Source organism: Pseudomonas sp. PK-RTE-24, from assembly GCF_054052265.1.
In genome coordinates, this window is sequence record NZ_CM133224.1 from 4158736 (window position 1) to 4175707 (window position 16972).

4 protein-coding genes are annotated in these 16972 nt (G+C 63.0%); all 4 read left to right on the top strand.

Annotation, left to right across the window (positions count from 1 at the left end; all coding sequences use genetic code 11):
• Positions 1 to 140 precede the first annotated feature (140 nt).
• The 4 genes from gspE to ACV8MC_RS18775 all read left to right on the top strand — a co-directional run bounded on the left by gspE (position 141) and on the right by ACV8MC_RS18775 (position 16959).
• Positions 141 to 1547, top strand: coding sequence for a type II secretion system ATPase GspE (gene gspE, locus ACV8MC_RS18760; RefSeq protein ID WP_457262957.1), 1407 nt, complete (start codon positions 141 to 143; stop codon positions 1545 to 1547).
• Entirely contained in the window at positions 1547 to 2758 is a 1212-nt protein-coding gene (gspF, locus tag ACV8MC_RS18765) for a type II secretion system inner membrane protein GspF (RefSeq protein WP_041480124.1), read from the top strand. Before gspE ends, gspF begins: the two co-directional genes overlap by 1 nt.
• Positions 2759 to 3195: 437 nt before the next feature.
• A complete protein-coding gene (locus ACV8MC_RS18770) occupies positions 3196 to 4299 on the top strand; it encodes a substrate-binding domain-containing protein (protein ID WP_150740966.1) in 1104 nt (367 codons plus the stop codon).
• 174 nt (positions 4300 to 4473) lie between these two features.
• Positions 4474 to 16959 carry a filamentous haemagglutinin family protein gene (locus ACV8MC_RS18775; protein ID WP_457262959.1) on the top strand — a complete coding sequence of 4162 codons (12486 nt, stop codon included), beginning with the start codon at positions 4474 to 4476 and terminating at the stop codon, positions 16957 to 16959.
• Positions 16960 to 16972: the final 13 nt, after the last annotated feature.

Here is a 16972-nt window from a genome sequence, read left to right on the forward strand (position 1 = left end):
ACACGCGATTTGCCTGTAGAAACCGGTTCTCGAGTTTTGGGTCTGCTTCGCAGCCCAACGGGGATAAATCCCCTCGCCACAGAGGTTCCCATTGCCACAAGGGATCTCATTGCCACGGTGGATTCTGGGGAGGATGGACGATGAGTGTATTGCCGTACGCCTGGGCCAAGGCGCAGCGCATTCTTTTGCGCGATGGCGTGTTGACGGTGTGCCCGTCGACGCCCGGCTGGTCGATCAGCGAAGTGCGTCGGCAGTTCGGTGCGACGCGGATCGAGCGGGTGCGCGATGACGAGCTCGACGGGCTGCTCGCCAGTGCTTACGCCGATACCGGCAGTGCGGCGGCGGTGGTCGGCGCGGCGGAAAACGAAGTCGACCTCGATCGGCTGATGCAGGACATGCCGGAAATCACCGACCTGCTCGACACCCAGGACGGCGCGCCGGTGATTCGCATGATCAACGCCTTGCTCACCCAGGCCGCGCGCGATGAAGCCAGCGACATTCATATCGAGCCGTTCGAAACCCATTCGGTGGTGCGCTACCGGGTCGACGGCACCCTGCGTGATGTGGTCTCGCCGCGCAAGGCGTTGCACGGTGCGCTGGTGTCGCGGATCAAGATCATGGCTCAGCTCGACATCGCCGAAAAACGCTTGCCGCAGGACGGTCGCATTGCCTTGCGCGTAGCGGGGCGGCCGATCGATATTCGTGTGTCGACGGTGCCCACCGGCCACGGCGAGCGCGTGGTGATGCGCCTGCTCGACAAACAGGCCGGGCGCTTGCATCTGGAAACCTTGGGCATGGATGCGCAGGTGTTGGCCAAACTCGACCATTTGATTCGCCAGCCCCACGGCATCGTGCTGGTCACCGGGCCGACCGGCAGCGGCAAAACCACCAGCCTCTACGCGGCGCTGGCGCGGCTGGATGCGAGCACCAGCAACATCCTCACCGTGGAAGATCCGGTGGAATACGATTTGCCGGGGATCAGCCAGATTCAGGTCAACGCCAAGATCGACATGACCTTTGCCCTCGCGCTGCGGGCGATTCTGCGGCAGGACCCGGACATCATCATGATCGGTGAGATCCGCGATCTCGAGACTGCGCAAATCGCCGTGCAGGCCTCTCTTACCGGGCATCTGGTGCTAGCGACGCTGCACACCAACGACGCAGTGTCGGCGGTCAATCGCCTGGTCGACATGGGTGTAGAGCCGTTCTTGCTCGCGTCATCGATGCTCGGCGTCCTTGCGCAACGCCTGGTGCGGCGCCTGTGCAATCAATGCAAACAGGAAGACCCGGCCACGCCCGGCACCTGGCGCCCGGTCGGTTGCGCTGCGTGCAATCACACCGGTTACAGCGGCCGCACCGGCATCCACGAATTGTTCTGCATCGACGACGACATCCGCACGCTGATTCACCAAGGGGCAGGGGAGCAGGCCCTGCGCGCGGCGGCGTCGAAAGCGGGGATGTTCAGCTTGCGTGAGGACGGTGAGCGCTGGATTCGCAGCGGTGCCACCGCGCCGGAAGAAATCCTTCGTGTGACACGGGACGCCTGATGAATCGCTATCGCTTTGAAGCGGCGGATGCCACCGGGAAAATCGAGTCCGGGCACCTTGAGGCGGACAGCCAGAGCGCGGCGTTCAGTGCCTTGCGCGGGCGTGGCCTGACGGCGCTGTCGGTGCACGAGGAAAGCAATGTCGCCCGACACGGTGGCGGCGGTTTGTTCAGCGCCAGACTCTCCGACAACGACCTCGCCTGGGCCACCCGGCAACTGGCGAGCCTGCTCGGCGCCAGTCTGCCATTGGAAGCAGCACTGAGCGCCACGGTCGAGCAGGCCGAGAAAAAGCACATCGCCCAGACCCTTAGCGCCGTGCGCGCCGATGTGCGCAGCGGCATGCGTCTGGCGGAATCGCTGGCGTCGCGGCCAAGGGATTTTCCCGAGATTTACCGCGCGCTGATTGCCGCTGGCGAAGAGTCCGGCGATCTGGCCCAGGTGATGGAACGGTTGGCCGATTACATCGAGGAACGCAACAACCTGCGCGGCAAGATTCTTACCGCGTTCATCTATCCGGGCGTGGTCGGGCTGGTGTCGATCGGCATTGTGATTTTCCTGCTCAGCTACGTGGTGCCGCAGGTGGTCAGCGCGTTCTCTCAAGCGCGGCAGGATTTGCCGGGGTTGACCCTGGCGATGCTCACCGCCAGTGATTTCATTCGCGCGTGGGGTTGGTTGTGTGCGGCGCTCATGGCCGGGGCGTTCTGGAGTTGGCGTTTGTATTTGCGCAATCCGGCGGCGCGCTTGAGCTGGCATCACCGGGTGCTGAAGTTGCCGCTGTTCGGGCGTTTCATTCTCGGCCTGAACACCGCGCGATTCGCGTCCACGCTGGCGATCCTCGGCGGCGCCGGGGTGCCGTTGTTGCGTGCGCTGGAAGCAGCGCGGCAGACCTTGTCCAACGACCGCTTGAGCCTGAGCGTCAGCGAGGCCACGGCAAAGGTGCGCGAAGGCGTCAACCTCGCCGCCGCGCTGCGGGTGGAGAATGTGTTTCCGCCGGTGCTGATTCACCTGATCGCCAGCGGCGAGAAAACCGGTTCGCTGCCGCCGATGCTCGAGCGCGCGGCGCAGACGCTTTCCCGGGACATTGAACGACGGGCGATGGGCATGACCGCGCTGCTGGAGCCGCTGATGATTGTGGTGATGGGCGGGGTGGTTCTGGTGATTGTGATGGCGGTGTTGTTGCCGATTATTGAGATCAATCAGTTGGTGCAGTAGCCCAGTCTGATGTTGTCTGATCGGGCCTCATCGCTGGCAAGCCAGCTCCCACAGGGAGCAACACAAATCCTGTGGGAGCTGGCTTGCCAGCGATGAGGCCGGTCAGGGCAATAAATCATTCAGTTTTTTTTCACCAGTCTCAGCACCACCCGAGCCCCAATCCGCCCATCCTCGGGTTCTCCATTCTGTCATCTGCAACCACCCGCCAACGGCTCCAGCCCGATTCAGCCAAACCCCCGATCCAGACGCGCCGCAACCCACCGCAAACACCCGAGAAATCCGCACCAAAATCCCCGCGCAGCTCCCGAGGTTTTTTCCTTTATCTGTCACCGGAAGCTGCGAATTTCTCCCTGCGGCTCCACTGCGGTGGACCCTCCCGGTGTCATGCAAGCCTTCCGAAACCTGTGTTCCAAACCAAGTTGAAAAGGAGATTCTTCATGTTCAAGCGCACTCTGATCGCCGCCTCACTGACCGTCGCCGCTCTGGCTTCCGCCCAGGCCATGGCCGTAACCGGTGGTGGCGCCTCGCTGCCTGCCGCGCTGTACAAAGGTTCTGCCAACAGCATCCTGCCAGCCAACTTCAGCTACGCCGTAACCGGTAGCGGCATTGGCAAAAGCGCTTTCCTGACCAACAACGCTGCCCAGTTCAGCACCACCGGTACTGTGCACTTCGCCGCTAGCGACTCGATCCTCAGCGCTTCAGAACTCAGCACCTACACCAGCAACTTCGGTGCTTCGTACGGCCCGCTGATCCAGCTGCCATCGGTGGCCACTTCGGTTGCCATTCCGTACAAAAAATCCGGTCAGACCGCGCTCAACCTGACCAGCGCTCAACTGTGCGATGCGCTGTCGGGCACCGCCACCACTTGGGGCGCTCTGCTGGGTAACGCCGACAGCACGCCGATCCGTGTGGTTTACCGCAGCGTGTCCAGTGGCACCACTGAGATCCTCAGTCGCCACCTGAACGCTGTTTGCCCAGGCAAATTCGCCGTCAACTCCACCTTCACCAACGCTCGTTTGCCGGCCGGTTCCGCGCTGCCATCGACTTGGGTCGGCGTAGCCAACACCGCTGATGTGGCCACTGCGGTGAACGCCGTGGACGGTTCGATCGGCTATGTGGGTCCGGACGGCGTGAACGCCACCAGCAACGCTGTGGTTGCCCGCGTCAATGGCGTCCAGCCAACCAACGCTAACGTGACGCTGGCGCTGAGCACTGCACCGGTGCCAAGCGCACCTGCCAACCCGGCTGGCTGGGCCCCGGTCGTGCCTAACCCGGCAAGCGGTTACCCGATTGTGGCTTACACCAACTTCATCTTCGGCCAGTGCTACAAAGATGCAGCCGTGGCCACCGCCGTGCGCAACTTCCTGACCACCCACTACAGCAACCCGGGCAACAACGTCGCCACCGTCGCCCACAGCTTCACGCCGGTTCCCAACAACTGGAAAACCGCTGTGACCGCCAACTTCATCACCAACACCTCGGGCAATAACCTGGACATCAACAACGCCAACGCCTGCAACGGCATTGGTCGTCCTTTGTAAGCCTTGTCTCAACTGCAATGAAACGGCAGCAGCCTTCGGGCTGCTGTTTTTTTTTGCCGATTTACTCCTCGAACATGAAGTTTGTGTGACATCCGTTCGGTCGTGAGGCTCGCCAACTGCCTATGTCGTAACAGCAGGGCTGATCCGACCTGCCACCCAAAAGGACCTGTAGTGATGCTTGCTCGCACCTCCCGTCACAATAACCGTATCCGGCCGATCAAACGTGGCGCGGGCGATCCCGCACAGTGGCTGCTCAAGCCATTGGCGCAAGCCGTCGCCTTGTGTCTGGTGGCGGGCAGTGCCGAGGCGGCGACAGCGTTCAGTTCCACCTGGTTTGCCGCGAAGGGCTCAGCGCAGCAGGCTTCGGCGTCGCGTCCGGGTGGTAGCGGTCTGCCGGGGATGACCCCACCGCTGGCACAGCAGCAACGGGCCAGCCAGCAGTTGCAGCGCTCTTTGCAGACACTCAATAACACCGTGGCAGCGATTGCCGCTCAGCAGGCCGCACAAGCCGCTGGACGTGCCGCCGCATTGGGCAGTGTGCAAGTGGTTCCGGACGGATTGGGCGAGGGCGGCCTGAAGGTCGATAACAGCCTGAGCCAGGGCTGGATGAACGCCAAAGGCCCGCAACAAACCCAGGCCGACGGCAAGACCACGGTGAAGATCGAGCAGACCGCCGACAAGGCGATTCTCAATTGGGAAACGTTCAACGTCGGCCGCAATACCACAGTGGAATTTGCCCAGCAGGCCAACTGGGCGGTGCTCAATCGCGTCAACGATCCGAGCGCACGGGCCAGCCAGATTCAGGGGCAGATCAAAGCGGACGGCACGGTGATGCTGATCAACCGCAACGGCATCGTCTTCAGCGGTGGCAGCCAGGTCAATGTGCGAAATCTGGTAGCGGCAGCCGCGAACATGACCGATGCACAATTTCGCGATCGGGGTCTGTATTTCGACAGCACCGGCAGTCAGCCAACCTTTACCGACGCTGCTGGCAAAGTCCTGGTGGAGCGTGGCGCAGCCATACAAACGCATCAACCTGCGCTCTCCACCGACGCCGGCGGCTATTCCTTGCTGCTCGGCCAGGACGTGCAGAACGACGGCTCGATCAGTACGGCCAAGGGTCAGACGGTGCTGGGTGCGGGGGACCGTTTCTATATCCGCAAGGGTTCGGGCACCGACGGCAATGGTTATTCAACCACCTTCGGCAGTGAGGTCATTCCCGGTTTCAAGGCTGACAGCTCGGGCAAAGTCAGCAACACCGGCCTGATCCAGGCATCCACCGGCGACATCACCCTGACCGGCCGCGATGTTGTGCAAAACGGTGTGCTGCTGGCGAGCACTTCGGTGGCGACGCGCGGCACCGTGCATTTGCTCAATCCGGCCAGCGATGCCCAAGGCCGTGTGACCCTGGGCGAAAATGGCGTCAGTGCGATTCTGCTCGACAGCAGTGATCTCACCGCCCTGGACAGCCAGCGCGAGGCCGCGCTGACCGGCGTCAATGCCAACAACCGGATCCGCAGCGATCAGTCACGCATCGACATCGGCAGTGGCGGCACCGTCGAATTCAAAAGCGGCTCGATCACCCTTGCCACCGGTGGGCAGGTGGCAGTTGCCGCCGGACAGCGCAGTCTATTGCGCGAGGGGGCGGTGATCGACGTGTCCGGCGCCCTCGGCGTCAAAGTGGCGATGGCAAACAACAACATCAAGATCAACGTCCAGGGCAACGAGCAGCGTGATGCGCCGGTCAATCGCGAGAACGGCGCGCTCAACAGTAACGACATCTGGGTCGATGTCCGTGAGCTGGTATTCGTGCCGGCGGGCACCAACGGTTACGCCACCGACCGCTGGTACACCGCCGGTGGGTTGTTGGAGGTCGGCGGATACCTCGGCACTCAGGGCCATGGCGTTGGTGAATGGATGGCGCAGGGCGGTGAGGTGCGGTTTTCCGGAAAGGACGTGATCAGCGAAAAAGGTTCGCTGATCAATGTGTCCGGCGGCACGCTTGATGTGCAGGGCGGCGAGATTCGCCAGAGCTGGCTGCGCGGTGCGGACGGGCGGTTATACGAAGTGTCGCGTGCGCCGGGCGATATTCTCTACAACGGCCTTTACAAAGGTTACGAAAGTCACAGCGAGCGCTGGGGCCAGACGGATTATTTCTATAGCCCGCTGATCGCGCCGACGCGTCGCCAGGAAGCGGGTTACACCGTTGGCCGGGATGCCGGCCAGTTGGTGATCGCCACGGGCAACGCCGTGCTGGAAGGCCAGCTGTTGGGTGAGGTGTTTCAGGGCGAACGGCAAATCCAGGCACCGCGGGCAAGTCTGGACGGCTATGCCCAGACCCAGACCGCCCGGGCGCGGCGAGGGCAGTTGGTGGTTGGCAGTTACGATGCTGCTTATGTCGCTGCCAGTGCCGGCCTGCTCTATCAACTCGACCCGTTGCTCGATCAGGTGCAAGTGGGGGGCGCGCATGCCAGCGTAGCGAACGCAGGGCTGACCGATGCGGTCGCGGCAGAACGCGCAGGCAAACTGTTCCTCGATGCCGGGCTGCTCAATGGTTTCGCGCTGGGCGCGCTGAAGATTTCGGCGAAAAACACGATTGAAGTCAATGAAGGCGTGACGGTGGATCACGGTGGCAACATCACCCTGTTCAGCCCTGACGTGCAGGTCAATGCCGATCTGATTGCGCAAGGCGGCAGCCTGCAATTGGGCAACGTTTTGAACCAGCTCGCCACCGATCGGCGTGATGACACCAGTCTCCAGGTTTCAGCAGGCAAGCAAGCGCGGGTGACGGTTGCGCAGGGTGTGCAGCTGCAGACACGCGGTCTGTGGCGCAACCTGTCGAGTAACCCGGACGACGCGGGCGGCCTGGCGTACCTCAATGGCGGGACGGTGTCGATCCGCAGTACCGGCGACATTCTGCTGGCCAGTGGCAGTCTGGTCGATGTTTCGTCGGGCGGTGCGGTATTGGCCAACGGCAAGACGCGTGGCGGCAAGGGTGGCGACGTGACGCTTGAATCCAGCGCCAACAGTGCGCCAGGCCAGTCGCGCATGGTGCTCGATGGCGAGGTGCAGGGCTATGGCGTGAACGGCGGCGGCACCTTGACCGTGCAGGCCAGCAAGGTGCGGATCGGCGCTTCCGGCGAAGTGTCCGAAGAACAGACCCTGCGCCTGACGCCGGAGCTGTTCCGCACGGGGTTCAGCGCCTACAACATCATCGGTCTGAAGGGGCTGGAGGTCGCCGCGCAAAGCGCGATCGATGTGCAGATGCCGGTCTATCGATTTGGCGAATCCGCCTCGACCATTGTGTCCGGTATGTCGCCGCGCGCTGCGCTGGAGCTATGGACGCCCGCGTTATTTCAGGAAGACCCGCTCAAGGGCGTCTTGACGCAAAGGGCCGGCGCTTCTGTCGCATTGCAGGCCGGCGCGACGCTTGCTGGCTTGATAGATCCCGCCAGCAGTCCGTTGTCGATTGGCGAAGGCGCACGGATCAGTGTCGATCCCGGCCAGCGCATCGGTTTGCGCGGGGCAGGCCAGATCACGCTTGATGGTGAACTCAACGCCTGGGGCGGTATTGTCGATATCCGTCAACAGCAGTTCGGCGCGATTGATGTGGCGACGTCCTTGCAAGAGGCCGATCCGACCCCGCACAACCGTTCGATCTGGATCGGTGAACATGCCTTGATCGATGTCGCCGGTCGGGCAGCGACCGCTGTCGATGCGCTGGGCCGCGTCTACGGCCAGGTTGGCAAGGGTGGCTCGATCATTGTCGGTGGCGAGATTGATGTGAAGAAAATCACGGCGACCGCTGCCGATGCTTACGTCATCATCCGCCAAGGTGCGCGACTGGAAGCGTCCGGTGCGCAAGCCGTGCTCGATAGCGGTGGGCAAGGCCCCGCTCGTGTGGCCACCGATGGCGGACGGATCACCCTGAGTTCCTACAATGGTCTGTTCATCGAGGGCAGTCTGCAGGCCAGTGCTGGCGGTGCAGGTGCGGCGGGCGGGCGTCTGGAGATCGCTCTGGATACACCGGCGTACGGTCCCGCGAACTTGAGCAATGCGGTGCGCGTGCCACGTGAAATGATCATTGGCCAAGAGCCAGCGCCGGCACTGCCGCAGCCGCTGCGAGCCGGTGAGGCTTCGCCACTTTTACGCTACGGGCGTACACGCTTGAGTGCCGATCAGCTGATGAGCGGTGGCTTCGGCAGCGTGAGTCTGCTGAGCAACGGTCTGATGACGTTCGACGGCGATGTCGACCTGCATATGGGGCAGGGCCTGAGCCTGTTCGCCGGTTCTCTTTCATTGGCCGAGTCGGCGAGTGACAGCGCCCGGGTCAACCTCAGCGCACCTTACCTGCGCCTGTCAGGGCTGGGCACCTATTTGAGCTCGGAAGTCAAAGTGCGTCCGCGGGTGATGAGCAATCCGACAGCGCAGTTGTCCGGCGCGCAATTCACCGCCAGCGCGAACCTGCTGGACGTGGGCAACTCGCTTTCATTCGGCACCGAAGGGACTCTTGTGCAATCGGCCGCACCGGCGCTGGCGGTCAGCCGCCGTGGCTTTGGTCTGGTCACGCTCGACAGCCAGGGCGACTTGCGCTTCCTCGCGCCAACCGATGAACAGCAGCGCAGCCGTCTGTGGACTGCGGGTGACATGCACATGCGGGCTGCGCAGATCTACCCGGCCAGTGGCGTCTCGGCTGAGGTGCGAGTGGGCTATCAAAGTATGGCCGGATCGGTGCCGGAGCATACGTTGCGTATCGGCAATCATGGGGCGGCGCCGACCGCTTTGCCTTACTCGGTGTTCGGCAGCCTGACACTCAGTGCGGGACAGATCGAGCAGGGCGGCGTCATTCGTGCGCCTTTGGGGCTGATATCCCTGGGTGATGACGTCATTGTCAAAACCCGTGAACTTCACCTTCTGCCGGGCAGCGTGACTTCAGTCAGCGCCGCCGGACTGGTCATGCCCTATGGAGGAACCACCGACGGTATCGACTATCGGTACAACGGTAAGTCGGTGATGTTGAATGGCATCGCCGGAGCGACCTCCGGGGTCATCCTTGATGCGCAATACACCAATGTGCAGGCCGGGGCGGTGATCGACCTTTCGGGCGGCGGCGATTTGCGCGGTGCCGGTTTTGTCTCCGGACGAGGTGGCTCCACCGATGCGCGTTTCAATCCGCTGGTACGCAATGCCACTGATGGCACCTTCAGTTTGCCGGGGCTGGCCAGCAACCCCGTGTATGCAATCGTGGCCGGTGACCAGAGCCGCTATGCGCCGATGCTGGCCGAGGCCGGCGCGGTCGACCCGCGTATCGGCCAGCAGATCACCCTCGGGACCGGCGTTGCCGGACTGGCACCCGGCACCTACACCTTGTTGCCATCGACCTTTGCCTTGTTACCGGGCGCCTTCCGGGTCGAAATCAATGGTCAAGCGATTGCGGGGTCGATGGACAGTGCGTTGAAGTTGCGCAATGGCTCGTGGACCACGGCCGGACAGCTGTCGATTGCCAACACCGGTATCCGCGACAGTTTGCCCAGCCAGGTCATCGTGACGTCTGCCGATGTGCTGCGGCGCTATTCACAGTACAACGAAACCGGGTTCAGCCAATTCGTGCTCAACGATGCTGCCCGCCGCGGTCTGCCGCGCGCCCGCACACCGCTGGACGGCAACACGCTGCACCTGCGCATGGTCAGTGGCGGCGAGCACGACTCAGCCCTGGATTTCAACGGGCAGGTGCTGTTCAAACCTGCCAGCGGCGGGGTCATTGGTACGGCGGTCGTTCAGGGCGGTTATACCGGCGCAGAGTTTGAAATTCTCGGTGCCGGGCATACGCGAACGCCAGGGTTCGACGGTGTATCGCTGTACGCCGACACCCTCAACCGCTTGAATGCCGGACGTTTGACCATCGGTGGCACCCCAACCGTGTATTACGGTTCGGAGGGCGGCTCGATCAAGGTGATCGGCAATACCTCGGCGATTCGTCTGCGCGAGGGCGCGATCCTCTCGGCGCCAGAGGTTGTGCTGAGCAGTAACAGCGCCAATGGCGGCATCACCATCGATGCGGGAGCGGGCGTCAATACCTTGGGGCGAGGTAACGTTCCGTATGATGCCGCAGCCGGTTTCGTCTACGAACCGGGGCGCTCCAGCCTGCTGGTGGTGTCCAACGGCTGGACGCCGGTGCTTGCGCCCACCGATGGCGGGGGCGGGAGCATTCGTATCGGCAACTGTCCGACGGCCGATTGCACCGCTGCGGCGTTGCTGTACTCCAACGGCAGCATCATCGCCGCCACTGACAAAGACTTCGAACTGGGCGAAAGCGTGCGCTTTGGCACTCGCCAACTCGGGCTTTCGGTCGGTGTGGTCAATGCCGGCAGTCCGCAAGCACTGGCCGCAGCCAGCGGCCGCACACCCGCGGGCCTGACGCTTAACCAGAACGTGCTGGATCGCCTGTTGCAGGGCGACACGCAATCTGGCGCCCCCGCCCTGGAAACCCTGAGTCTGGTGGCCCGCGATGCGTTCAACTTTTTCGGCAGCGTGACCCTCGACACCATTGATCCGCAGACCGGCCAGAGCCGTTTGCAGAATCTGGTGTTGGGTAGCCCGGCTATCTACGGCTCGGGCGCTGCCACCGATGTCGCGACGATCCGCACCCGCAATCTGATCTGGAACGGGGCGACTCAGGCCCCGGGTACGGTGGTCAACGACGGCGCCGGCAACGGGCACGGCACGCTGGATATTCAGGCGCAGCGGATCGAATTGGGTTATGGCCCGAACCCGCAGCCCAATGGCCTGGATCGCAATAACCGACTGGCCCTGGGGTTTGCCAACGTCAACTTCAACGCCAGCGAGCGCATCACCGCCAACCACAAGGGCAGTCTGGCGGTGTACGAATCCCAAGGAGCTTATGACGCGGTCAAGGGGTTCAGCTACAGCGGCGGCAATCTCAATCTGCGCACGCCATTGCTGACCGGCGAGGCCGCCTCGGTCAGTGAACTCAAGGCGGGCAACAACCTGACTCTGAGTGGTAGCGCCACAACGGCTGCCGCGGATGCCCTCGGTGCGCAACTGAGCCTGACGGCACGCAGTGTTGTGCTCGACAGTCGCATCGTCCTCGCCAGCGGCAAGCTGCTGGTCAATGCCGAGGATGATCTGCTGCTTGGCAGCGGCGCGCAGGTGGACATGGCGGGCCGGGTTCTGCCGTTCAATGATGTGCAGAAATACAGCTGGGGCGGCGACGTGTCGTTGCAGAGCAACAACGGCAATATTCGTCAGTTGGCGGGCTCGCGAATCGATCTGTCCGCCGTCAACAATCAGGCCGGCCAATTGAGCGTTGTGGCCCTGGCCACTGACGCTGGACAGGTTGATCTGCAAGGGCAGATTGTCGGCAGCAGCAGTGGCTATTACGACGCGGGCGGTACGTGGGTGCCGTACAAGGCCGGTGGCGTGGACATTCGCGCCCAGCGCCTGGCGGGTGATTTGAGCCAGGCCTTTGCCAGCCTTAACCTGCGCTTGAATGCCGGCGGGGTAGTGGGCAGTCGAAGCTTCCAGTTCAAGCAGGGCAATCTGCGTATCGGTAACGAACTCAAAGCGGGCGAAGTCAATGTCTCGGTGGACAACGGCAACCTGACCGTGGACGGGGTGATCGATGCCAGTGGTGAACGGGTCGGCAGCATTCGCCTTGCCGGCAAAAACGGTTTGAACCTGACGGGCAACGCGCTGCTCGATGCCCATGGCCGCGTACTGCGCGTCGACAGCTACGGCAAAATCATCGACGCACCGAACCGCGCCATGGTTGAACTCAATTCAGGTGACGGCGTGCTGACGCTGGCCGCTGGTGCACGGATTGATCTGCGTCACGGCACCGATGCCGTGCCTGGAAACCAGGCGGGACAACGCGATGACGTATTGCGTGGGACGCTGGAGCTGAATGCACCGCGCCTGGGCGGCGGTGACATTGCGGTGGATGCCAGCGGTACGTTGAGTATTCAAGGTGCGCGCTCCATCGGGCTGAATGCCGTGCGAAGTTACAGTGATGCTGCCGATGGCACCGATCCGGCGGCCAGCGGTCGCCCGTATCAAGTGATCGATCAAGCCTACCTGGATCGCATTCACTCAGACAGCAGCGGCTTTATCGATGCGGCGCTGGGTAACAGTGATCTGCTACAACGCAAACTGGCCGGCCTCAACAATGCGACCTATGCCGATGCGTTTCATCTGCGCCCGGGGGTGGAAATCGTCAGCAAAACCGCTGACGGCGATCTGGTGGTGCAGGGCGATCTCGACTTGTCCGGCTACCGTTACGCCAGCCTCAACCCGCACACTCGCCGGACCTCGGTGTATGGCAGCGGGGAAGCGGGCAGCCTGTTGATCCGTGCCGGTGGCAACCTCGATATCTACGGCAGCATCAACGACGGTTTCGCACCGCCGCCGGAAACCGTGGACGACGCTGGCTGGAAACTGTTGCCGGGGATACAGCCTTTCGGCGGTGACCTGATCGTACCGGGCAGTGGTGTCAGCCTTGCCGAAGGGACGCTCTTTCCGGTTGGCGCCACCTTGAATTACGACCTGCCGATTCAAGCCGCCACACTGGCTGCGGGCACGGTGTTGCCGGTTCAGAGCACTTTGGCCGCACCTTACGTGTTACAGGGTGGAACGGTGCTGGCCGGCGATGTGCATGACGCGGCGGGTAACCTGATGTATGCCGCCGGTACGTTGCTCGACAACGCTGTGACCCTGCCGGCCGGCAGTCGTTTGGGTGCAGGTATTCGCTTGAACAACGCCACCGCACTGCAGGCCCTGCTCTGGCCCCAAGGCGTGCCACTGCCGGGTGCGGTTGATGCCGACAATAAAACGGTGGGTGTTGTGTTGAACGGAACGTTGGCGCTGTTGCGGGGTTCGCTGATCCCCTCCATGACCAACGTGAAGCTCGCCGATGGCACGGTATTCCTCGACCTGCGTCCTGCCAATGGAAACCAGCAAGGTCGAAACTGGGCGATCGCCAGCATGCTGCCGGCGGGCAGTGCGTCGTGGTCGATGCGCATGGTGGCAGGGGCCGATCTGACCGCGGCCGACAGCCGTAGCGTGAAACCTCAGGCCAGCGTCGGCAACTTGCAGATGGCCGACACTCACTATGGTGTGAGCATGATCGAGGTGGCCGGCAAACTGGTCTGGGCGGTGGATAACGAGTATGGCTTTACACCGTACGAACCGGTTCCCGAGGAATACCTTGTGCTCTGTGATATCGCTCCCGGTTCTTGCGCGCCCATGGCGCGCAGTGTGTGGGCGCCTGGCAACTGGATGGGCATGCCGGATTACACACCGATGAACGATGACGAATTGTTCTGGTGCTCCATCGACCCGGCACTGTGCATTGAAAACAATCCGAGCAAGAGCGCCCAGGCCCACACGCAGATGTTCAGCGTTTTGCGTACTGGCACCGGCGACCTGGATTTGATGGCGGCCGGTAACCTCAGCATGGCCTCACCTTTCGGCGTCTACACCGCCGGCACCCAATCTGCAGACGTCGATGCGCGTTATAACCAGCCCCGCGGAAGGCTGTCGGCTGATGGCTCGGTATTGGGCAGCGCTGGCAGCGATTACGAAAAATGGGTCGATGGCGGCAGTGCCAGCCTCTATCAGGCCTGGTATCCGCAGATGGGCGGTAACCTGACGATCAATTCCGGCGGGTCTGTGCACGGTGACGTGCTTGGCCGTCGTTCGGTCGCCACGGGCGACGGTACGCGGGAGCAGGTGCCGAGTGTGGCGGTGGGCAATTGGCTCTGGCGCCAAGGTACCGGCAACAACGATGTACCGACTGCCTGGTGGATCAATTTCGGCAGCTACGCTGCGCAGCCATTGCCAGCGCTGGGCGAGGAAAGCAGACCTTATCTGGTGGGCTTTACCGGGTTCGGTACGCTGGGCGGCGGCAACATCAGTCTGAGCGCCGGCGGGGATGCTGGCATGCTCAAGACCATGGGCGACGACAGGTATGCGTCGTACCCTCGCAGTCAGGGGTTGATCGTGGCTGTCGGCAGTACGGGCCGCGTGGACAGTGACGGGAACCTGCAACTGACCGGTGGCGGAGACCTGGATATTCGTCTGGGCGGTGTCCTTAATCCGTCTCTGCAGGCACGTGCCGGCCTGGCGGGTACCGGCACGCCGACGCACGACTTGCAGGGCGCGCTTATCAACCTGCGCGGTGCGGCGCAACTGACGGGCGCCGCGTTGGGCGGTATCAATCTGCAGTACGGCGCCTCGGCGCTGTTTCATGACCCACGGGAAACGCGCGCCTTCGACCCGTTCAACTCGACGGCCAGTAATGCCAGTGGTGGGCTGGTGCTGATTCCCGGTGACTCCGGCATGCGCCTCAACACCCGCGGCGATCTGGTGTTGGGTGGCGCCGCCGATCCGGGCCGCGTGAGGTTGCAGAACTCCACACCGTTTACCACGGCGGATGGCATTTACCATGCCGGTGGCGGTTTGAGTGGTTTCTCGCTGTGGACCGATCACACGGCCATCGATTTGTTCTCGGCCGGCGGCAACCTGACGCCCAGCACCCAGTTGATGGAAACCACCGGGCAGGACCCCGTCGCCGGGCTTAACGGGTCACCGACCGATGACCGCTTCGTCTTTCCTTCGATATTGCGTGCCGTGGCCGGCCAGGGCTCGATTTATGCGGGACCATCAGCGGCCTACGGCATAGGCAACCCGGCGCCGGCTCTGGCCTGGTCATTGCTGTTGGCACCTTCCAGCGCGGGGCAGCTTGAACTGATCGCTGGGGATTCGATCTATGCCGGCGGCTACGCCATCAACCAGTCAGGGGCCAGCCCGGCGGCGCTCGCCACACCGTTTGCACCCGCGTTCAATGGCTACGGCAACAACCAGTCCGCTCGGCCGATCACGACCAACGCCGGCAGCGATGGTGTGCTGGCGCAAACCAATTCGCGCTATCCACTGTTTGCCTTTGGTCCCGATAGCTACTCGGGGTTGAGCAGTGTTCAGGGGCCGGCGCGCTTCTATGCACTGACCGGTGACCTGGTAGGAATTCGCACGGGCGAAACGCTGGCGTTCGCGACCACGAAGCGCACCTGGTATGAATCGGCAGGCCCGGTGTGGATGGTGGCGGGGCGTGACATCGTGGCGTCCGGCACCAATTTGGGGCAACCCACGTTTGCGCCCGTTGGGGGCATGGGTCGCAATAACGAACAGATCGCGTCTACCGGCAATCTGTTCGTGCATAACGATGCGCGCGACATTTCGCGGATTTCGGCCGGGCGAGACATTCTCTACAGCAGCTTCGACATTGCCGGCCCGGGTGTTCTGGACGTCAATGCCGGGCGCAATATCCTGATGGAAGATCGCGCCAGCATCACCAGCCTCGGCCCTGTCGTGGCAGGTGATCAGCGCCCCGGTGCGAACATCGTAATGCAAGCGGGCGCGGGCGCGCAGGGGCCGGATTACTCACGGTTCATTGCGCGTTATCTGAACCCGCAAAACGTCGCGGATTCAGCGGTGGCCCTGAGCGCGCAACCGGGCAAAGTGGTCAAGACCTACGTCGAAGAACTGCAGAGCTGGCTGAGCCTGGGTTATGGCTTCAAGGGTAGCGACGAACAGGCGCAAGCCTTCTTCGCCGCACTTCCGAGTAACGAGCAAGCGATCTTCGCCCGCCAGGTGTACTTCGCCGAATTGCGTGCCGGTGGCCTGGAATACACCGATGCCGATGGTCCACGCACTGGCAGTTACCTGCGCGGTCGCAACGCCATTGCGGCGCTGTTCCCGACCACTGATGTCGCCGGCAATCCGATTCGCTACGACGGCGATATCACGATGTACGGCGGCGCCGGGGTCAAGACGCTGTTTGGCGGCGATATCCAGATGCTCACGCCGGGCGGTGGTCAGGTGTTCGGTATTGAAGGCGCGGCGCCGCCGTCGACGGCGGGGATCATCACCCAAGGTTCGGGCGACATTCAGTTGTACTCGCAAGGCAGCATTCTGCTCGGCCAGAGCCGGATCATGACCACGTTCGGCGGCTCGATTCTCGGCTGGTCCGCCGAGGGCGACATCAACGCCGGTCGCGGCTCGAAAACCACCGTGGTCTACACGCCGCCAAAACGTGTCTACGACATCTGGGGCAACGTCACGCTGTCGCCGTCGGTGCCGAGTACCGGCGCCGGTATCGCCACGCTCAATCCGATCGCCGAAGTGGCACCGGGCAACATCGACCTGATTGCGCCACTGGGCACCATCGATGCCGGCGAGGCGGGGATTCGCGTGTCAGGCAACGTCAACATCGCCGCGCTGACGGTGGTCAACGCCGCGAACATTTCGGTGCAGGGCAAGGCAACCGGCGTGCCGGTGGTGTCGGCGGTGAATACCGGCGCGATCACCTCGGCCAGTTCGGCGGCATCCTCCGCTACGCAAGCGGCGGAAGACGTCGCCCGGCAGCAACAGGCAGCGGCGCGGCAGAACCAGGCCTCGGTGTTCACTGTGCAGGTGCTCAGTTTCGGCAACGAGCAACTGGCACCAACGCGCGATGGTGCCAGTCGCGCGCCAGCGACGGGTTATAACCCGGACAGCCCGGTGCAGGTGCTCGGTGCCGGGGCGCTGGATGAACAGGCGAAGCAGCAGCTGACCGAGGAAGAGCGTGGGCAGCTGACGTTGTAAAAGACTCTCGTGC

Excerpts from the sequence above, each read along its gene's own strand:
- gspE (WP_457262957.1), top strand. The coding sequence starts at position 141 with ATGAGTGTATTGCCGTACGCCTGGGCCAAGGCGCAGCGCATTCTTTTG.
- gspF (WP_041480124.1), top strand. The coding sequence starts at position 1,547 with ATGAATCGCTATCGCTTTGAAGCGGCGGATGCCACCGGGAAAATCGAG.
- ACV8MC_RS18770 (WP_150740966.1), top strand. The coding sequence starts at position 3,196 with ATGTTCAAGCGCACTCTGATCGCCGCCTCACTGACCGTCGCCGCTCTG.
- ACV8MC_RS18775 (WP_457262959.1), top strand. The coding sequence starts at position 4,474 with ATGCTTGCTCGCACCTCCCGTCACAATAACCGTATCCGGCCGATCAAA.